General features: G+C 65.8%; 19 protein-coding genes and 1 tRNA gene. 14 read left to right on the top strand and 6 right to left on the bottom strand.

From position 1 onward, the window contains the following. Window position 1: 1 nt before the first annotated feature. The 8 genes from AC1DMA_RS23675 (at window position 2) to phnE (ending at window position 8,438) form a co-directional block, all read left to right on the top strand. On the top strand, window positions 2-1,207 hold the full coding sequence (locus tag AC1DMA_RS23675; protein ID WP_478126937.1) for a YbfB/YjiJ family MFS transporter: 1,206 nt from the start codon (window positions 2-4) through the stop codon (window positions 1,205-1,207). 14 nt (window positions 1,208-1,221) lie between these two features. After that, a complete protein-coding gene (locus tag AC1DMA_RS23670; RefSeq protein ID WP_478145674.1) occupies window positions 1,222-1,815 on the top strand; it encodes a carboxymuconolactone decarboxylase family protein in 594 nt (197 codons plus the stop codon). A gap of 126 nt (window positions 1,816-1,941) precedes the next feature. Then, entirely contained in the window at window positions 1,942-3,669 is a 1,728-nt protein-coding gene (locus tag AC1DMA_RS23665; RefSeq protein WP_478145751.1) for an ABC transporter permease, read from the top strand. A 37-nt stretch (window positions 3,670-3,706) separates the two neighbouring features. After that, on the top strand, window positions 3,707-5,035 hold the full coding sequence (locus AC1DMA_RS23660; protein WP_478145673.1) for an ABC transporter ATP-binding protein: 1,329 nt from the start codon (window positions 3,707-3,709) through the stop codon (window positions 5,033-5,035). Between the two features lie 77 nt (window positions 5,036-5,112). After that, on the top strand, window positions 5,113-5,976 hold the full coding sequence (locus AC1DMA_RS23655; RefSeq protein ID WP_478126934.1) for a putative selenate ABC transporter substrate-binding protein: 864 nt from the start codon (window positions 5,113-5,115) through the stop codon (window positions 5,974-5,976). A 13-nt stretch (window positions 5,977-5,989) separates the two neighbouring features. Then, the gene (locus tag AC1DMA_RS23650) at window positions 5,990-6,808 is read left to right on the top strand and encodes a phosphonate ABC transporter ATP-binding protein (RefSeq protein ID WP_478126933.1); all 819 of its coding nucleotides are present in this window, start codon (window positions 5,990-5,992) and stop codon (window positions 6,806-6,808) included. A gap of 5 nt (window positions 6,809-6,813) precedes the next feature. Beyond that, window positions 6,814-7,653: a PhnE/PtxC family ABC transporter permease gene (locus AC1DMA_RS23645; RefSeq protein WP_478145672.1), complete on the top strand. Its 840-nt coding sequence runs from the start codon at window positions 6,814-6,816 to the stop codon at window positions 7,651-7,653. Then, the gene (phnE, locus tag AC1DMA_RS23640; protein WP_478145671.1) at window positions 7,650-8,438 is read left to right on the top strand and encodes a phosphonate ABC transporter, permease protein PhnE; all 789 of its coding nucleotides are present in this window, start codon (window positions 7,650-7,652) and stop codon (window positions 8,436-8,438) included. Before AC1DMA_RS23645 ends, phnE begins: the two co-directional genes overlap by 4 nt. Here phnE and mnmH read toward each other — a convergent pair. Beyond that, window positions 8,429-9,493 carry a tRNA 2-selenouridine(34) synthase MnmH gene (gene mnmH / locus AC1DMA_RS23635; RefSeq protein ID WP_478145670.1) on the bottom strand — a complete coding sequence of 355 codons (1,065 nt, stop codon included), beginning with the start codon at window positions 9,491-9,493 and terminating at the stop codon, window positions 8,429-8,431. The two genes, phnE and mnmH, sit on opposite strands and share 10 nt — an antisense overlap. 47 nt (window positions 9,494-9,540) lie before the next feature. Between mnmH and selD the strand changes: the two genes are divergently transcribed. The 3 genes from selD to AC1DMA_RS23620 all read left to right on the top strand — a co-directional run bounded on the left by selD (window position 9,541) and on the right by AC1DMA_RS23620 (window position 11,303). Beyond that, window positions 9,541-10,632, top strand: coding sequence for a selenide, water dikinase SelD (selD, locus tag AC1DMA_RS23630; RefSeq protein ID WP_478145669.1), 1,092 nt, complete (start codon window positions 9,541-9,543; stop codon window positions 10,630-10,632). Window positions 10,633-10,652: 20 nt separating this feature from the next. Beyond that, window positions 10,653-11,153, top strand: a complete 501-nt coding sequence (locus AC1DMA_RS23625) for an ABC transporter ATP-binding protein (protein ID WP_478126928.1) — start codon at window positions 10,653-10,655, stop codon at window positions 11,151-11,153. Between the two features lie 74 nt (window positions 11,154-11,227). Then, a tRNA-Gly gene (locus AC1DMA_RS23620) sits at window positions 11,228-11,303 on the top strand. A gap of 42 nt (window positions 11,304-11,345) precedes the next feature. On the opposite strand, the gene AC1DMA_RS23615 is transcribed toward AC1DMA_RS23620, so the two are convergent. From AC1DMA_RS23615 to AC1DMA_RS23600, 4 genes are all read right to left on the bottom strand, one after another. Then, entirely contained in the window at window positions 11,346-12,842 is a 1,497-nt protein-coding gene (locus tag AC1DMA_RS23615) for a trypsin-like peptidase domain-containing protein (protein ID WP_478145668.1), read from the bottom strand. A gap of 96 nt (window positions 12,843-12,938) precedes the next feature. Then, complete coding sequence (locus AC1DMA_RS23610; protein ID WP_478145667.1) at window positions 12,939-14,390, bottom strand: flavin-containing monooxygenase; 1,452 nt, start codon at window positions 14,388-14,390, stop codon at window positions 12,939-12,941. Window positions 14,391-14,413: 23 nt separating this feature from the next. After that, entirely contained in the window at window positions 14,414-14,695 is a 282-nt protein-coding gene (locus AC1DMA_RS23605; RefSeq protein ID WP_478145666.1) for a hypothetical protein, read from the bottom strand. A gap of 188 nt (window positions 14,696-14,883) precedes the next feature. Beyond that, the gene (locus AC1DMA_RS23600) at window positions 14,884-15,513 is read right to left on the bottom strand and encodes a flavin reductase family protein (protein WP_478126924.1); all 630 of its coding nucleotides are present in this window, start codon (window positions 15,511-15,513) and stop codon (window positions 14,884-14,886) included. 106 nt (window positions 15,514-15,619) lie between these two features. Between AC1DMA_RS23600 and AC1DMA_RS23595 the strand changes: the two genes are divergently transcribed. Then, entirely contained in the window at window positions 15,620-16,528 is a 909-nt protein-coding gene (locus AC1DMA_RS23595) for a DUF3014 domain-containing protein (RefSeq protein WP_478145665.1), read from the top strand. 36 nt (window positions 16,529-16,564) lie between these two features. Here AC1DMA_RS23595 and AC1DMA_RS23590 read toward each other — a convergent pair whose 3' ends face one another. After that, window positions 16,565-17,116 (bottom strand): DUF4124 domain-containing protein, encoded by a 552-nt coding sequence (locus tag AC1DMA_RS23590; protein ID WP_478145664.1) that lies wholly within the window; start codon window positions 17,114-17,116, stop codon window positions 16,565-16,567. 172 nt (window positions 17,117-17,288) lie between these two features. Between AC1DMA_RS23590 and AC1DMA_RS23585 the strand changes: the two genes are divergently transcribed. Both AC1DMA_RS23585 and AC1DMA_RS23580 read left to right on the top strand, forming a co-directional pair. Continuing rightward, a complete protein-coding gene (locus tag AC1DMA_RS23585) occupies window positions 17,289-17,672 on the top strand; it encodes a hypothetical protein (protein ID WP_478126921.1) in 384 nt (127 codons plus the stop codon). Between the two features lie 31 nt (window positions 17,673-17,703). Further along, window positions 17,704-17,925 carry a hypothetical protein gene (locus tag AC1DMA_RS23580; protein ID WP_478145750.1) on the top strand — a complete coding sequence of 74 codons (222 nt, stop codon included), beginning with the start codon at window positions 17,704-17,706 and terminating at the stop codon, window positions 17,923-17,925. The last annotated feature ends 13 nt before the right edge of the window (window positions 17,926-17,938 follow it).

The following is a 17,938-nucleotide window of genomic DNA, read 5'->3' as shown; positions in this document are numbered from 1 at the left end:
CATGTCGAACCCCTCCATCGCCGCTTCCAGACCGCCTTCCCTTGTCGCGGTGTGCGCTGCCGGCATGCTGGCTTTGGCGATCGCCATGGGCATCGGCCGCTTCGCCTTCACGCCGATGCTGCCGCTGATGATCCGGGCGGGCAGTGTCGACGTGGGCGCCGGCGGCTGGCTTGCGGCGGCCAACTACGCGGGCTACTTGCTGGGCGCGCTCACGACGGCGCGGCTGCCGCTCACGCCGCAACGCATAGGGCTTTTGTCGCTTGCCGCGATCGTGCTGTCGACGGCGGCGATGGGCTGGAGCGGATCCGTCGCAGTCTGGCTTTTGCTGCGCTTCGTTGCGGGCGTGGCCAGCGCGTGGGCGCTCGTGAGCACCAGCGTCTGGTGCCTGGGCTGGCTGGCGCGGCTCGAGCGGCCGGCTGGCGCGGGTGTTCTTTACGCGGGCGTCGGCGTGGGCATCGCACTTGCCGGGCTGTATTGCTGGCGGGCGGGAATGGCGGGCGTCCTGGCCGAGAGCCTGTGGATTCAGCTGGGTGTGCTGGCGCTCGTCGGGCTGCTTATGGTCGCGGTGTTGATGCCTCGCGAGGCGCCAGGGCAGGGGGCGGCTTCGGGCGGCTCTGCAGCCGCGGCGCCATCGACGCCGGCCGTCGTGCCGTGGGGGCTGGTGGTGAGCTACGGCCTTCTCGGATTCGGCTACATCCTGCCGGCCACCTTTCTGCCGGTGCTCGCGCGCGCGGTGGTCGACGATCCTTCCGTTTTCGGCGCAGCCTGGCCCGTGTTCGGCGCGGCGGCGGCGCTGTCGACCGTGTTTGCCGGCGCAGTGCTGGGCGGTGTGCCCAGGCGGCGCGTGCTGGCCGGCAGCCATGTGCTGATGGCGCTCGGCTGCGTCTTGCCGGTGCTGCATCTGTCGGCGCTCACGGTGCTTGCGGCGGCGCTGCTGGTGGGCGGCACATTCATGGTGGCGACGATGGCAGGCATGCAGGAAGCAAAGGCAAGCAGTGCCGGAGACCCGACGCGGATGCTCGGGCGCATGACGGCCGCTTTCGCGATCGGGCAAATGGCCGGGCCGGTGCTGTCTTCCGTTCTGAGCGGCAAGGCCGAAGGCTTCGGCGGTCTTTTCATTGCGTTGGCGGTCGGCGCCGTGGCACTGCTGGGCAGTGCCGTGTGGCTGGCGCGCAAGCCTTCTCGTACCGTTTCACATATTGGTTGACAGGAATCCCTCACATGATTGAACAAGGCCATACACAGCCCTGGGCCGAGCGTTTGCCCATGCCAGCCGCGGAGTCCATGACGGACGCGCAGCGCGCCGCCGCGCAATCCTTGATCGACGGTCCGCGCAAGGGCGTGTTCGGTCCGTTCATCCCGCTGCTGCAGAGCCCGACGCTGATGGAGCGCATCGGCACGCTCGGCGAATACCTGCGCTTCGACAGCGCGATCGATGCTCGCTTGCGCGAGCTGGTGACCTGCGCGGTCGCGCGCCACGTGGGCAATCAGTTCGAATGGCTGCTGCACAGCACCTTGGCGGTCAAGGCCGGCGTCAGCGCCGAGGCCATCGAAGCCTTGCGTCTCGGCCGCCGCGCGACCCCGCTGGCCGAAGACGAACAGATCGCGCTCGACTTCACGCTCGAACTGCTGCAGAACAACGGCGCAAGCCAGCCCACGTATGCGGCGGCCGAGTCGCGATTCGGGCAGCGCACGGTGGTCGAGCTCAGTGCGCTGGTCGGCTACTTCGTCATGGTCTGCTGGGTCATGAACGTTGCGCACACGCCGGCCAAGCCGGCCGACGGCCAGCCGCCGCTGGAGGCGTACCCGCTTTAGGGCGCTGCGAAAGCACTGGCCGCCGCGTCGGCCGGGCATGGCGCGTGGTCAGGTTGGTGTCGAAGTCGGCAGGCACAATCGCGTCGCGCGCGGACAGGGTCCGTGAACCGACCCTTCCTATCGCTCATGCTCGACAAACGTTTCTTCCCGCGCCAGGCCGTCGCCTCCGGCGGCAACCGCTGGGACTGGGCGCTCCTGCCCCTGGTGCTTGCCACGCTGTTCGCCCTGGCCTTCGGCGCCTCGCAGATGGCGCGCCCCTATGAACTGGGGCAGCCGCTGCCGATCAGCCTCGACCCCTGGATGCTGCCGTATTACCTGCTGCGCACGACGCTGCGGATGTTCCTCGCGCTCGGTGCATCGCTGGTGTTTGCCTGCGTCTTCGCGGTGCTGGCGAATCGCTACAAAGTGGSGGAAAAGATCCTCGTGCCGGTCCTGGACATCCTGCAGTCGATCCCGATCCTGGGCTTTCTGTCGATCACGGTCACCGGCTTCATCGCCTTGTTTCCGGGCAATCTGCTCGGCGTGGAATGTGCGGCGATTTTTGCGATCTTCACTTCGCAAGCCTGGAACATGGCGTTCAGCCTGTACCAGTCGCTTCGCACGGTGCCCGCCGAACTTCGAGAAGCGTCGGCGGTTTTCCAGCTTTCCGCGTGGCACCGCTTCTGGCGGCTCGAACTGCCTTTCGCGATGCCCGGACTGCTCTGGAACATGATGATGTCGATGTCCGGCGGCTGGTTCTTCGTGGTTGCTTCGGAGGCGATCTCGGTGTCGAACCAGAACATCAAGCTGCCGGGCGTTGGCTCCTACATTGCGATGGCCATCGAGGCACGCGACATCGGCGCGATCGGCTGGGCCATCGGCGGCATGCTGATCGGCATCACGCTGTACGACCAGCTCTTCTTCCGGCCCTTGATCGCGTGGGCCGACAAGTTCCGTTTCGAAGAAGGCAGTTCGGAAGATGCACCCCGCTCGTGGCTGCTCACGTGGGTGCGCCGCACGGATCGGCTCAAGCAGATGGTGGTCGGCGCGGCGAAGGTGCTCGAACGTTCGCTGGTGCTGTTTCGGCGCGATCACGACGGCACGTCCATCAAGGCGCGGCCGCGCATGGCGAACCCGGCCGTTGCGCGCGTGTGGGACGCGACGATCGCGGCGGCAGTGCTGCTTGCCATCGGCTGGCTCATGCGGTTCATCCATACCGAGGTCGGCTGGTCCGAAGTCGGCCACGTCTTCCTGCTGGGCTTCTACACGATGCTGCGCGTGCTGGTGCTGATCGCTCTGGCGGCAGTGGTGTGGGTGCCCATTGGCGTGTGGATCGGCATGAATCCCCGCTGGGCGGGGCGGCTGCAGGGCGTCGCGCAGTTCATGGCGGCCTTTCCGGCAAACCTGATGTTCCCGGTCGCGGTGCTGTTCATCGTGCGCTGGCAGCTCAATCCGAACATCTGGCTGGCGCCGCTGATGGTGCTCGGCACACAGTGGTATCTGCTCTTCAACGTGATCGCGGGTGCTTCGACCATCCCGACCGAACTGCGCTACGCCGCCGAGAATTTCGGCCTCACCGGATGGCTCAAGTGGCGGCGCTACCTGCTGCCGGCAGTGTTCCCGAGCTTCGTCACCGGCGCCATCACGGCCAGCGGCGGCTCATGGAACGCCAGTATCGTGGCCGAATACGTGACCTGGGGCGACACCACGCTGCAGGCCGTCGGCTTGGGCAGCTACATCGCCCACATGACGGCCATCGGCGACTTTCCGCGCATTGCGCTGGGAATCGGCGTGATGTGCGTGTTCGTGATGGGCATGAACCACTTCGTCTGGCGGCGGCTCTATGAGCTGGCCGAGAACCGGATGCATTTCTGATCTCCAATGACTGCGAATGATCGTGTGAGGAATCCCCATGGCAGAAGCCATCGTTGAACTCAGGGGCGTCGGCAAGTCCTTCAAGCTGGCGGACGGCGCGGCGCGTTCGGTGCTGGAAGGCGTCGATTTCCGATTGGCCGAAGGCGAAATCGTCGCCTTGCTCGGACAGTCGGGCTCGGGCAAGTCGACGCTGCTGCGCATCATGGCCGGGTTGATCGGTGTGGATGCCGGGAGCGTGAACTACCGTGGGCAGCCCTTGTATGGCCCTGCGCGCGGCATCGCGATGGTGTTTCAGTCCTTCGCGCTGTTTCCGTGGCTCACGGTGCAGCAGAACGTCGAGTTGGGGCTGGAGGCGCGCGGTGTCGAGCCGGTGGAGCGCGCGCGCCGCGCAAGCGATGCGATCGAGCTGATCGGCCTGGCGGGTTTTGAGGGAGCGCTGCCGCGCGAGCTGTCGGGCGGCATGCGGCAACGCGTCGGCATCGCGCGCGCGCTGGTCGTCGAGCCCGAGGTGCTGCTGATGGACGAAGCCTTCTCCGCGCTGGATGTGCTGACCGGCGAGCGCCTGCGCGACGACATCCTTCAGCTCTGGGGCGGCGGCGAGATGCCGACCAAGGCCATGCTCATCGTCTCGCACAACATCGAGGAAGCCGTGCTGATGGCCGATCGCGTGCTGATCTTCGCGGCAGATCCGGGCCGCGTGCGCGCCGAACTCCCGATCCATCTTCCGCGTCCGCGCGATGTCGACAGCCTGGAGGTGAGGGCGCTCATCGACGAGGCCTACGCGCTCATGACCGCGGGGGCGCCGGTGGCCGGCCGTGCGGCCGAGGAGCCCGCGCGCCTGCACTTGGGCGAACGCTTGCCGGACGCCGATGTCGGCCGGATGGAAGCGTTGCTCGAAATGCTCGTCGAGGATGGACGGGATGGCCGGGCTGATCTTCCGCAACTCGCGGAAGAAGCCGAGCTCACCGACCACGACCTGCTGCCGCTGGCGCAGGCGCTGGCGCTCTTCGGCTTTGCGCAGCTCGCGGATGGCGATTTGCATCTGACCGAACTGGGCCGCCGCTACGTCGCCGGCACGCACACGCTTCGACAGCAGTTGCTGGGCCAACAATTGTTGGCGCATGTTCCGCTCGCAGCGCACATTCGCCACAGCCTGGAGCAGGCGCCTTCTGGCGAGCTGCCGCAGGAGCCGTTCCTTGAACTGCTGAAGGAAAGCCTGAACGAGTCCACCGCCGAGCGCGTCCTGCGCACCGCGATCGAATGGGGCCGCTATGGCGAGGTGTTCGAGTACGACTTGCGAACCGGCCTCATCCATCTGCCCGCAGGCGAAGACGAAGCGGCCGAAGCCGCGAACAGCGGCGGCTAGGGCGTAGGCACGGCTCGATAATGCGGGGCCCCGCGGCCCCCGCAGCCGCCTTCTTTCATCTACCGACTGTTCTCCTCATGAAGCGACTTTTCCTGCAAGGCGCGCTGGCCGCCTTGATGGCCACCGGCCTCGGCCTGGCTGCGCATGCGCAAACCCCGGTGCTGCGCGTTTCGGCGATCCCCGACGAGGCGCCGACCGAACTGCAACGCAAGTTCAAGCCGCTGGGCGATTACCTGCAGAAGGCCACCGGCATGACGGTGCAGTTCACTCCCGTGACCGACTACGCCGCGGTCGTCGAAGGCCTTGCCACCAACAAGATCGACTTGGCCTGGCTCGGCGGTTTCACCTTCGTGCAGGCCAAGCTGCGCACCGGCGGCGGAGCGCAGCCGATCGTGCAGCGCGCCGAGGACAAGGTCTTCACGAGCAAGTTCATCGTTCCGACGGACAGCAAGGCGAAGACCCTGGCCGATCTCAAGGGCGAAACCTTTGCATTCGGCGCACCGTCGTCCACATCGGGCAGCCTGATGCCTCGCTATTTCCTGATGCAGGCGGGCCTCAACCCCGAGAAGGACTTCAAGAGCGTCGCCTATTCAGGCGCACACGATGCGACGGTCGCTTTCGTTGCCGCGGGCCGCGCGCAGGCCGGCGTGCTCAATGCTTCCGTGTGGGACAAGCTGGTCGAGGAAAAGAATCCCAACGCCGGCAAGGTGCGCGTGCTGGCGACCACGCCGACGTTCTACGACTACAACTGGACCGTGCGCCCCGGGCTCGATCCGGCCGTCACCCAAAAGCTGGCCGACGCCTTCCTGGCGCTCGATGCGGCGAATCCGGCACACAAGGACATTCTTGCGCTGCAGCGCGCGAGCAAGTTCATTCCGACGCAGGCATCGAACTACGACGGCATCGAGGCGGCGGGCAAGTCAGCCGGCCTCATCAAGTAGGGCGGGGTCGGCCTTGACGCTGGATTTGCGCGACATCGGCCTGGTGCACCCCAACGGCCACCGTGCGCTGAAGCGCGCAACGCTGGCCATCGGGCGCGGCGAGTGCGTCGCCGTGATCGGTCCTTCGGGCGCGGGCAAGACCAGCCTGCTTCGCGTCGCCGGGACCTCGGTGCGCCCGAGCGAAGGCCACCTCGAAGTTCTGGGCCAGGCGCCATGGGCATCGTCAGCCTCGGCATTGAAGGCCCTGCGAGCGCGCATCGGCTTGATTCACCAGACACCACCCATCCCACCGCGCCTGCGTGTGGTCAGTGCGGTGTTGGCAGGGCGACTGGGTGTGTGGTCCGGCTGGAAGGCCATCGCTTCGCTGGTGCGCCCCGCTGACGCAGCCGGTGCGCAGAACGTGCTGGAGCGGCTCGACCTCGGCGAGCGTGTGTTCGACCGATGCGATCGCTTGTCGGGCGGTCAATTGCAGCGCGTCGGCATTGCGCGCGTGCTCTATCAGGCGCCGGAACTCATCCTGGCCGACGAGCCGGTGTCGGCGCTCGATCCCGCGCTGGCAGATGCCGCCATTCGCGAACTCATCGCCCAGAGCGAGGCGACCGGCGCAGCGGTGGTGGCCTCGTTGCACGCTGTCGATCTCGCACTGAAGTGGTTCGGCCGCATCGTGGGCTTGCGCGATGGCGAAGTGCTGTTCGACGCGCCTGCGCCCGAGGTCACGCGCGCCATGCTGCAGGACCTGTATGCGCCCGAAGGCGGCGTGCTGCCGACGCACGGCCGCGAGCAGCCACTGACGGACGCGGACGCGCGGGCCCCGGCGATCATGTGCCGCTGAGCGCCATGCGTTTCGATTCTGCGCGTGACGCGAACTTGCGCGATCCCCTGGCGCGTGGACGCCTGACCGCCGTGCTGCTTGCGCTTGTCGTGCTGTGGCCAATGGCGTTGGTCGCGCAGTTCAATCCGCTTGCGTTGTTCGATCCGGCAAGCCTCGGGGTCATGGGCGGCTTTCTTGCAGGCTTCTTGCCGCCCTCGGCGGCGCCGGACTTCCTGGCGCTGCTGGCGAAGGCCACGCTCGAAACGCTCGCCATGGCCACCGCGGGCATTGCCTTGGCATTCGTCATTGCAGCGCCTCTGGCGTTCGCCATGACGCGATCGCTCTCTGTCGCGCGCATCGGCCCCGGGCCGGGACGATGGCGGGCGCAAGCGGTCCGCACGAGCGCCAGCGGTGTGCTCGTCGTACTGCGTGCCATCCCCGAAGTGGTCTGGGCGCTGGTGCTGGTTCGCGCCTTCGGGCTCGGGCCGGCTGCTGGCGTGCTGGCCCTGGCGATCACTTATGGCGGCATGCTCGGCAAGGTCTACGGCGAGATTCTTGAATCGGGCGACACGCGCCCTGCGCGCGCACTGCTCGAAGCGGGCAGCGGGCGCATCGCTGCGCTTTGCTATGGGCTGATGCCCGGCGCGGCACAGGAACTGGTGTCATACACCGTATACCGCTGGGAATGCGCGGTGCGGGCATCGGTTGTGATGGGCTTTGTCGGCGCCGGCGGTCTGGGCCAACTCATGGACCAGTCGATGAAGATGTTGAACGGCGGCGAAGCCAGCAGCATCTTGATCGTCTTCCTTTTACTGGTGCTGCTGGCCGACGGCCTGAGTGCGATGCTGCGCAAGGTGCTCGCATGACACCGCGCGCACCGAGGCCGTGCGTGGCATGCATCGCGATCGGCATGGGCGTGCTTGCCGCCGTCATTGCGAGCTTTGCCTATCTGGCGATCGACTTCCGGGCACTTTTCACGCGCGAATCGGCGACATCGATGGCGAAGTTCGTCGCCGAATTTTTTCCGCCGGACGTTTCCTCGGGGTTCCTGGCAAAGACGGCCTGGGGCGCACTTCAGACGCTCGCGATATCGGCGCTAGGCACTCTGCTGGCATTCGTCTCCGGTGCGTTGCTGGCACTGCCGGCTTCGGGCCGATTCGGCACCGTCGCAAAGCAGGGCGCTCGTTTCGTGCTGAACCTGCTGCGCAGCGTGCCCGAACTCGTGTGGGCGGCGCTGATGGTGTTGCTGGCCGGACTTGGTCCTTTCGCGGGCGTGCTTGCGCTGGCACTGCACACCACCGGCGTGTTCGGGCGCCTGTTCGGCGAAGCGCTCGAAAACGCGCCCACCGCGCCTGAACGTGCCCTGCGGGAAGCCGGTAGCGGCGCAGCCGCCTTCGCCTATGGCGGCCTGCCGCTGGTGTGGCCGCAGTGGCTTGCCTACACGCTCTATCGCTGGGAAATGAACATCCGTATGGCGTCTGTGCTCGGCTTCGTGGGTGCGGGCGGACTCGGGCAGATGCTGTACTTCCATCTGTCCCTCTTCCAGCAGGCGCAAGCCGCGACGGTGATGGGGGCCATGTTCGTGCTGGTCTTCATCGTCGATGGTGCAAGCAGCCGGCTGCGGCGCGAGCTCGTTCCGGCCTACGCCTGAAGGCGATCGGCTTCCAGCGCGAGCACGGCATCGGCGACGGCCTCGATGCCCGCGTCCGAAAGATCGCTTGATTCGACGCGGGCGCGTTCGGGCCATGCCGTGAAGTGGCGGGCCTGCGAGCGTGCATAGTGCGGGTCGTAGTGCAGCGCCATCAGCTCGGCGAACAACGGCGACAGCTCGCCAGCGCGCGCCCAGGCTTGCCAGCGTTGCACCGTCTCCTTGCCCTGCAACTCCTTCAGCATGCCGAGCTGGTTCGCGAGTGCCTCGGCGTTGTCGCCGAGATAAGCGTAGTCGCGCAGCAGGTAGGCGAGGCGCGCTTCGGGCGTCGCGGCGATCTCGATACATGGGCTCTCGCGCATTCGCGCCACCATCGGCAAGGGCAGTGCGATGCGCCCGATGCGCGGGCTTTCGCCTTCCACGTACAGCGGGCGATCGAGGTCGACCGATTCGAGCACCTGCGCGATGCGCGTCTCGAAATGCTTCTGCGAAGGTTGAGGGACGCCGGGCAGGGCGCCGAGCAAGGATCCCTTGTGCCTTGCGAAATCTTCCAGGTCGAGCACCTGCGCGCCGCGCCGCGCCAGCGCCTGCAGGACGCGCGTCTTGGCGCTGCCCGTTGCGCCGCAAAGAATGCGCAGCGGCAGCCGCGGGCAGAGCGATTCGAGTTGTTCGAGCACGTGATGRCGAAAGCTCTTGTAGCCGCCGGCAAGTTGCTGGGCATCCCAGCCCACGAGCCGCAGCCAGGTCACCATGGACCCACTTCGCAGCCCGCCGCGCCAGCAATACACGAGCGGCTTCCAGTTGGCGGGGCGGTCCGCGAAGCGCTCGCGCAGATGCTTGGCAAGATTGGCTGCCACCATCGCACCGCCAACACGACGTGCCTCGAACGCGCCTTGCTGCTTGTAGAGCGTACCGACAATGCGCCGCTCCTCGTCGTCCAGCACGGGGCAGTTGATGGCACCGGGAATGTGGTCGAGCGCGAATTCGGCCGGCGAGCGCGCGTCGATGAGCGTGTCGAACGCGTGACGATCGGTGACCCGAACAGGAGGACGTTGCATGACCCGTTCAGTGCCCACGGGAGGCGCGGGTCTGCGCGGCTGGCAAAATGCCGACCCAAACCGGCAGTCTCAAATTCTTCATCATGGAACCGATCGCTCTCACTAGGTTTTCGCACGGCGGCGGTTGCGGCTGCAAGATCGCTCCCGGCCTTCTGGCCGAGATTCTGGCACGCGCCCCGCAGGGCATCGTGCCGCCCGAACTGCTCGTGGGCATCGAGACCAGCGACGACGCGGCCGTCTATCGGCTCAACGCGACGCAGGCGCTGGTCGCCACCACCGACTTCTTCACGCCGATCGTCGACGACCCGTACGACTTCGGCCGCATTGCCGCGACGAATGCGCTGTCGGACGTGTATGCGATGGGCGGCACGCCGATCATGGCGCTGGCGCTGGTCGGCATGCCCATCGACAAGCTGCCGCCCGAAGTGATCGGGCGCGTGCTCGAAGGCGGCGCCAGCGTTTGTCGGGAAGCCGGCATTCCGATTGCGGGCGGCCACAGCATCGACGTGCTGGAACCGATCTACGGGCTCGTCGGCCTGGGGCTGGTTCATCCCGATCGCGTGCGCCGCAATTCGGACGCCCGGGCCGGCGACGTGCTCGTCCTCGGCAAGCCGCTGGGGGTGGGCATCCTGTCTGCGGCGCTCAAGAAGGGGCTGCTCGATGACGCGGGCTACGAACAGATGCTGCGCTATACGACACAACTGAACCGCGTGGGCGTCGAATTGGCCGCCATGGACTGCGTGCACGCGATGACCGACGTCACAGGTTTCGGCCTTGCGGGCCACCTGCTCGAGATCTGCCGTGGTGCGAAGCTGGCGGCGCGCGTGCAACTCGGCGCCCTGCCGATCATCGAGTCCGCGGCCAGGTTCGCCAAAGAAGGCATCGTGACGGGCGCGTCGGGCAGGAACTGGATCGGCTATGGTTCGCAAGTCGAATGGCCGAATTCAGCCGCTTCGTGGCAGCATTCGCTGGTTGCCGATCCGCAGACCAGCGGCGGGCTGTTGGTGAGCGTCGGGGCGGACGATGTCGACGCCGTCGTGGCGGTGTTCCGCGCAGCGGGTTTCGAGCATGCCGCGCCGATCGGTGCACTCCGGCAAGGCGATGGCGAATCGGCGCCCCGCCTTGAATTCACAGCATAAGAATGAGTATCGAGGAGCCTATGAATCGTCGTGCCAGCGCAGTGGGGGCAAGTCTTCTGATTGCCTTGTCGTCATCCGCGGTTTGCGCGCAAGAGCCGGAGGCCGACGAGTTTTCCGGCAAACCCTATTGGGAGGCGCTGATCGGCCCGTTTGCGGTGCACTGGAGCAACAGCGACGAGCACAAGAACGTCTACCTGCTGGGCATCGAGCGAGCCCAGGCGAACGGATTCATCTGGGGGTTTTCCGCGTTCAGCAATTCGTTCGGGCAACCCTCGGCCTATGCCTACTACGGCTATCGCTGGGACAACCTTTTCGGCTACTCCAAACTCTACGCGAAGCTCAGCGGCGGGATCATCTACGGCTACAAGGGCAAGTACGAGGACAAGGTGCCCTTCAACCACGACGGCTTCGGCCTCGGGATCATTCCTGCGATCGGCTACCGGCTGACACCCAAGGATGCCGTTCAGGTTGGCGCGCTCGGGACGGCCGGACTGATCTTCACGTACAACCGCCGGTTCTGACGCTCGACAAAATCCCCTATAATTCAAGGCTTCGCAAAACGCGAACAAACGCGGCGAACAATGCGGCGAACAATGCGGGAATAGCTCAGTTGGTAGAGCGCAACCTTGCCAAGGTTGAGGTCGAGAGTTCGAGACTCTTTTCCCGCTCCAATTCTTAAAAAAAAAGAGGCTTCGGCCTCTTTTTTTTTGTCTTCAATTCGACGCGCTCGATGCCCCGAGCCGCCGCTGCGGCAGCCGCACTGGCACATACGCCAGCCGCCGATCTCGCATCACCAGCAGCGCCACAGTGCGTCCCGGCGGCAGACCCGACACGCTCCGTCGAAACTCATCGACACGATCGACCCTGGCGTCATTCACCGCCACAATGAGATCGCCCGCCCGAATGCCTTCGCTGCGCGCCGCGCCCGTGGCTTCCTTCACCATCAAGCCACCGTCGCTGCCCAGTTGCGTGCGCTGCGCGCTCGACAATTCACCCAGGCTCAGGCCGAGGCCATCGTTCCATTCAGGTGTGAACTCGGCCCGGAGAAAGCTCCTTTGTGCCGGCTCTTCGGCGAGCGTGACCAGAAAAGTGCGCTTCGTGCCTTTGCGCCACACTTCCAGGCGAGCGCGGCTGCCGGGCGGCCGATCGCCAATCTGGCGCAGCAGCTCGGTGAAGTGCGCGATCGGCGCGCCGTCGAGCGTGGTGACCACGTCGCCGCGCACCAGCCCTGCGCCCTGCGCCGGACCGCCGGCATCGACGCGAACCACCAGCGCGCCGCCCGTTGCATCCGGCACCGCGAAAGACTGAGCGAGCGCGGGCGTCATCTCCTGGAAATCGGCGCCGATGCGAGCCCGCCTCACGCGGCCTGAAGCCTTCAACTGTGCCGCGATCTTGACCGCGAGGTTGATCGGAACCGCAAACGACAGGCCCATATAGCCGCCGCTGCCGCTGTAGATCATCGAATTGATGGCGACGACTTCGCCGCGGTTGTTGAACAGCGGGCTGCCTGAACTGCCCGGATTGATTGCTACGTCGGTCTGAATGAAGGGTGTCTCCCCTGCGCCGCCAATGTAGCGGTCGACGGCGCTCACCACGCCGGCGGTGACGCTGCCATGAAAGCCAAAAGGCGCCCCGATGGCGGCGACCCAGTCCCCCGGGGCGAGTTTCGACGAGTCTCCGAGGATGGCGGTCGGAAGTCCGCTCGCGTCGATCTTCATCAGCGCGATGTCGGTACGTTTGTCGACGCCCAGCACCCTCGCCGGGAAGCGGCGGCCGTCGTCCAGCCGCACTTGCGCTTCGTCGATGGCGGAGACCACGTGGGCGCTGGTCAGGATCAGGCCGTCGCTCGTGAGAACAATCCCGGAGGCCAGGTCGCGGGTCTGGCTGACCCGCACGCTTGCGGACAGCGGCCAAGCCAGCCTGTCGCCGAAGTCGGTCTCCGGCGCCATGTCCAGGTCGACGCTGTCCGTCGTTTCCTCGCGTCCGATCCTCAGCGTCCTGATGTCCACCACGCTGGCGCTGCGGCTCGCCACGAGCGAAGAAAAAGAGGTCGCCTCATGCGGCGGCGCTCCAGGCGCGACCGCGCATGCGCTCATGAGGCAAGCAATCATCAACGCGAAGGTCAACGCGACCATTACCCGAGACGGCCGCCCCGTCTGCGCGACGGAAGCGCCGCCGTTCCACAACCGCAGGATCGAAAGATCGCACATGGCGATCTTTCAGATCAAAGAAGCGCGAGGCTGGTTCCTGCGCCTCAGGCGTTCTGCAGGTTGTCGCGCGTCCCATTGCCGCAAGCGGTGGGCGGACTAGCCGGAGAAGCGCATGACGCCATCGTCTACCGCGCCGTAGCGCAACGTGAAGAAGTCGGAGAGATAGTTCTGGTTGAGCTTCCAAGGCCTTTTCTCACCTTGGCGAGGCATCTGTTGCATGGCGCGCTGAAAGTAGCCGGACGAAAAGTCGACCCACGGCTGCAAGGGCATGGCCGGATCGTCCGTCATCGCGACGCACTGCCGTGCACCTGTCTGCTGCATGTGATTGAGCAAGCGACAGACGAAGGTGGCGGCCAAGTCCGCCTTCAGCGTCCATGATGCATTGGTGTAGCCGAAGATCGACGCGAAGTTCGGAACGCCCGCAAACATGATGCCCTTGTAGTTCACCAATTCCGCCGGCTCCAGCTTGCGGCCATCGACGAAAAGCTCGGCGCCGCCGACCACCTTGAGCTTGAGTCCGGTGGCTGTCACCACGAGGTCGGCCGGCAATTCCGCGCCGCTCGCGAGCTTCAGGCCTGATTCGGTGAAGGATTCGATGCGGTCGGTGACCACGCTCGCACGCTGTGCACGAATGGCCTTGAAGAGGTCGCCGTCGGGCACCAGGCACAGCCGCTGTTCCCACGGGTTGTAGCGGGGCGTGAAGTGGGTCTCGACGTCGAAGCCCGGACCCAACTGACGGCGGACTTGCTTGATCAGCGCGGACTTGGCGAACTGCGGCTTGTGCCGGCACACCCTGAAAAGTATGAGCGCGAGCAGCATGTTCTTCCAGCGCGAAAGCGCGTGCGCGCGTGACGCGCCCATGTTCCGCTGGAGCCAACCGGCGACGCGATCGACCGAGGGCCGCGAGGCCACATAGCTGGGCGAGCGCTGAAGCATCGTCACGTGCGCCGCCTGTCGCGCGAGTTCGGGCACCATGGTCACCGCGGTCGCGCCGCTGCCGATCACGACCACGCGCTTGCCGATGTACTCGATGTCATCGGTCCACTGCTGGGGATGCACCACGCGCCCGGCAAATCGCTCGCGGCCCGGAAAGTCCGGTGTGTAACCTTCCGCATAGTCGTAGTAGCCGCTGCACATCAGCAGGAAGGCGCAGCGCAATGAAACCGGCTCGCCGTGGTCGCGTGTGGCCTCTATGGTCCACTGCGCCGCCTCGGACGACCAACTGGCGTTTCGCACGCGATGGCCGTAGCGGATCAGCCGATCGACACCTTCTTCATGCGCCGTGTCGCGCAGGTACTGGAGGATGGCCGATCCGTCGGCGATGGCCTTGTCGTGCGTCCAGGGGCGAAACGAATAGCCCAGCGTGTACATGTCGGAATCCGAACGCACGCCCGGATAGCGAAAGAGATCCCACGTACCCCCGAGCGAGTGCCGTCCTTCCAGAATGGCGACGCTGCGGCCGGGGCACAGCCGCTGCAGGTGTGACGCAGCGCCGACGCCGGACAACCCGGCGCCGACGATCAGCACATCGACGAATTCATCGGCCATCGCTTGGCCGTCCGGCTCGAGCTTCAGGCTTTCGCTGGTGCTTCGCGGCGATTGGCGCCCAGCGCATACACGACCGGCTTTTCGTCAGCCAATTTTTGCGGTACCGCACTTTCGCCGACCGGAACATGCGTGCTTCCGTACACCTCGCGCTCCAGTCGCTTGGCGCGGTCGGCGTACATGCGCGCGAGCGCGCCGTGATGCTCGGCAGCGGCCTGGTGCTCGATGCGCGCCAGGTTTGCCTCCTCGAGCAAGGTCATGATGCGTCTCAGATGGCCGTTCCGGTTGTGCTGAAAAATGCTGAACATCGGATTCCTCCAGTCAGGCAGCGAAGAGGAGGCATTTTTAACTTCAATCGGCCCCGGCGTGTGCGTCGCGGTACCCAACCATTGAGCTAGTCCTACAGGCCGATGACCGCTTGCCTGACAAAGCGCTAGATTGATGGGCGTTGCCCACCCAACCCGCAAGCGCGGGCGACCGTCCGCCGTCCGCCCGCCTACATTTCGTCGATGGCGGTGCTTCGCGTCGCGCCCTGGGCTGCGAGCGCATACCGTTCGCGCGTCTTCACGTAGAAACTGGCGCCGAAGCGGCCGACCGGAAAGTAGTGCTGCAGGCGCACTCGCCATGCTTCGGTGTCGATCAGTTCGTCGCGCGCGTGCATCCAGCGTACCTGGCCGATGAAGATCTGGCGGCTGTCGGTTTCCAGCGTTTCCCACAGCGTGCATTCGAAGGCGACCGGCGCCTCGGCAATGCGCGGCGGCTTCACGGCGTTGCTCGGCAGGGCGGTGAAGCCGACGATGTCGAGTTCGCTCACGTGCGGCGGATGACGGTCGCCGCAACGGTGCATCTGTTCGGCGATGTCCTCGTCGGCCAGATGGATGACGAACTCACCCGTGCGCACGATGTTGGCGGCAGTGTCTTTCAAGACGCCGTCCTGCAGCCGGTTCACACTGATCATCACGATCGGTGGTTCCTCGCCCAGCATGTTGAACATGCTGAAGGGCGCCGCGTTGACCACGCCGAGGGCCCCGATCGTGGTGACCAGCGCGATCGGCCGTGGCACGATGAGGCTCGCCATGAGCTTGTAGCGTTGGTATTGCGTCAGTGTCGCGAAGTCGATGTTCATGGTGCTCTCATGGCGCGCTCGCACTGCGGTGACCGTGCGGTCACAGGACGTTACGGCAAGCCGCGGCGCAGTGGTTTCCAATGGACAGGGAAAGGAAGATTGAAACATGCCCGATCGGGACCCAGCAGAATTCAGGCCAGCTCGCGAAACCTCGATGTGGATCCCCGCGCTCGTGATCATTGCGATCCTCGCGGGTGCTTTCGCCTGGTGGCGTTGGTCCATGCAAAAAGAAGCGCCGCCTGAAGCGCCGCCAGTATCAACAGCGCCTCAGCCGCAACCGGCAGCGCCCGACAACCCCGCGCCCGTGGCGACCGGGCCGCAGAACCTCGTCGAGCCCCTGGCTGAGCCCGACAAGACGCTCCCGCCACTGAACGACGCCGACGCGCGCGTCAACGGTGCCTTGAACGACTTGCTCGGCAAGAAGGGCGTCACTTCGTTCGTGCAGACGGACGGCTTCGTCCGGCGCGTGGTTGCCACGGTGGACAACTTGCCGCGCGCGCAGGCATCTTCGCGCCTGTGGCCGGTGCACCCGACGCCGCAGCGCTTCGAGACGCAGGGCGCCGGCGAGATCAAGACCATCGGCGTCGACAACGGCAATCGCTACACACCCTTCGTGCTGTTCGTGGAGTCGGTCAACACGGCCAACGCCGCGGCGCTGTATGCCAAGCTGTATCCGCTGTTTCAGCAGGCGTACGAAGAGCTGGGTTATCCGGGGCGCTATTTCAATGACCGGCTGGTTGCCGTGCTGGATCATCTTCTGAAGACCCCGGAACCTGCCGGGCCGGTGCAGGTCAGGCTGACCGAAGTGAAAGGCGAACTGAAAGACGAAATGAAGAGCGACGCGGCCTCGAACACCCCGTGGCTACGCTATGAATTCGCCGATCCGCAACTTGAAGCCTTGTCTGCCGGGCAGAAGATCCTGATTCGCATGGGCCCGGTGAACGAGCGGCGGATGAAGACCAAGCTCGCCGAGTTTCGCGGGCTGGTCGCGACCGGCGCTGTCGCCAAGAAATAGCAAGTAGGGCAAGCAAGCGGGCGCTCTACGCTCTATTCAGCGGCAGACGGTGGTCGTACCCACCGGCTGGCAGGTTCGTCCGTCGATGCTTCGGTAGCGGTCGAGTTGACCCGAGTGCGTGAAGTGATTGCCTTGGGTGTCTTCGCAGGTTCGCGAGCCGCAGGAGCGAATGCGCGGCCGCATGTCGCGCGGCCGGGGCGGACGAGAGACGCCAGGGGCGGCATACATCGACCCGTCGTCGATCACGATGCTCTCGACGCCGCGATCGCTCCAGCGTGAGTTGTCGGGTACCGCGCCGCCGGCGTTGCCGTCGCGGCGGCCGTCAATGATGATGGGGGCCGAAGGCGCAGGCGGCGGTGCTGCCGCAACATCCGTGGATTCGACGTTCGCCGCGGGGCGAGGTTTGTCGGCGCCGCGCACGACGCTGATGGGCTCTACCGTCGACACGCGTGCCACCTTCTTGGCGCCCGTCGGACATGCCGCGTCGGTGTAGCTCACGTTGCCGGCAGCGTCGGCGCAGCGGATCACGTCCGCGCCGGCCATCGGAGCGGCGGCGAGCAAAACCGCGAGAAGTACGAGCTTGCGCATGGTCGACATATTGTGTGCTTTTCGCAGAGCAGCAGCGCGCGTGCTGCAACAAAAGTACGCACTGGAGGCGCGGCCTTCAGCTCTTTTTGACGCGCTTGACATGCTTCGACGCAGCGGCGCACGATGCATCGCAGCCGCAAGAACCAACCAAGGAATCCCGTTGGAAAACGCAATGACATCGAAACTGCAAGTACGCGCCGCCCTGTCGGCCGCGTGCATGGCCCTGGCGCTCGCGTGCGTACCCGCCAAGGCGGCCGACATTCCGGTCGTGACCGGCGAGCAATGGACCACGTCGGCCCCGGCCGTGAAGAAGGCGTATCTGGTCGGTCTGGCCAATATCGTGCAGGTCGACGCGGCTTACTCTTCGAGGAACCCGCCGCCGGACGCGCAGAGCTTCATTCCGCGGCTGGCGAAGGGAATGCAAGGACAGACGCTCGACAGCGTGAGTTCGAGCATCGATAAGTGGTACGCCGCCAACCCGGACAAGCTCAAGCGGCCGGTGTTGGACATCATCTGGTTCGAAATGGCCGTTCCCGGTCTGCAAAAGAACAAGTGAAAGGAAACGGATCATGAAACGACTCCACTGGATGGCGGCGGCAGCACTGGCCGGGTCAGTGTTCGCCGTCGGCTGCACCAACATGAGCCCGCAGCAGCAAGGGACGGTGAGCGGCGCCGCGATGGGCGCGGCAGCCGGCGCGGGGATCGCCGCGATCTCCGGAGGCGATGCCTGGATAGGCGCGGCCATCGGCGGCGTTGCGGGTGGCATCGCCGGCAACATCCATGGCGGGCGGCAGCAGCAACGCTGGTAGCCGCCCCGAGAAA

The sequence above is a fragment of the Variovorax sp. 05N34 genome (assembly GCF_056397405.1).
This window is presented reverse-complemented; position numbering and strand designations above follow the sequence as displayed.

Bases quoted from the DNA above. Each gene is read 5' to 3' on its own strand.
- AC1DMA_RS23590 (WP_478145664.1), bottom strand. From the start codon at position 17,116: ATGCGCAAGCTCGTACTTCTCGCGGTTTTGCTCGCCGCCGCTCCGATG.
- AC1DMA_RS23645 (WP_478145672.1), top strand. From the start codon at position 6,814: ATGCGTTTCGATTCTGCGCGTGACGCGAACTTGCGCGATCCCCTGGCG.
- AC1DMA_RS23600 (WP_478126924.1), bottom strand. From the start codon at position 15,513: ATGAACATCGACTTCGCGACACTGACGCAATACCAACGCTACAAGCTC.
- AC1DMA_RS23615 (WP_478145668.1), bottom strand. From the start codon at position 12,842: ATGTGCGATCTTTCGATCCTGCGGTTGTGGAACGGCGGCGCTTCCGTC.
- AC1DMA_RS23585 (WP_478126921.1), top strand. From the start codon at position 17,289: ATGACATCGAAACTGCAAGTACGCGCCGCCCTGTCGGCCGCGTGCATG.
- AC1DMA_RS23625 (WP_478126928.1), top strand. From the start codon at position 10,653: ATGAATCGTCGTGCCAGCGCAGTGGGGGCAAGTCTTCTGATTGCCTTG.
- AC1DMA_RS23580 (WP_478145750.1), top strand. From the start codon at position 17,704: ATGGCGGCGGCAGCACTGGCCGGGTCAGTGTTCGCCGTCGGCTGCACC.
- AC1DMA_RS23675 (WP_478126937.1), top strand. From the start codon at position 2: ATGTCGAACCCCTCCATCGCCGCTTCCAGACCGCCTTCCCTTGTCGCG.
- AC1DMA_RS23670 (WP_478145674.1), top strand. From the start codon at position 1,222: ATGATTGAACAAGGCCATACACAGCCCTGGGCCGAGCGTTTGCCCATG.
- AC1DMA_RS23655 (WP_478126934.1), top strand. From the start codon at position 5,113: ATGAAGCGACTTTTCCTGCAAGGCGCGCTGGCCGCCTTGATGGCCACC.
- selD (WP_478145669.1), top strand. From the start codon at position 9,541: ATGCCGACCCAAACCGGCAGTCTCAAATTCTTCATCATGGAACCGATC.
- AC1DMA_RS23605 (WP_478145666.1), bottom strand. From the start codon at position 14,695: ATGTTCAGCATTTTTCAGCACAACCGGAACGGCCATCTGAGACGCATC.
- AC1DMA_RS23610 (WP_478145667.1), bottom strand. From the start codon at position 14,390: ATGGCCGATGAATTCGTCGATGTGCTGATCGTCGGCGCCGGGTTGTCC.
- AC1DMA_RS23595 (WP_478145665.1), top strand. From the start codon at position 15,620: ATGCCCGATCGGGACCCAGCAGAATTCAGGCCAGCTCGCGAAACCTCG.
- phnE (WP_478145671.1), top strand. From the start codon at position 7,650: ATGACACCGCGCGCACCGAGGCCGTGCGTGGCATGCATCGCGATCGGC.
- AC1DMA_RS23660 (WP_478145673.1), top strand. From the start codon at position 3,707: ATGGCAGAAGCCATCGTTGAACTCAGGGGCGTCGGCAAGTCCTTCAAG.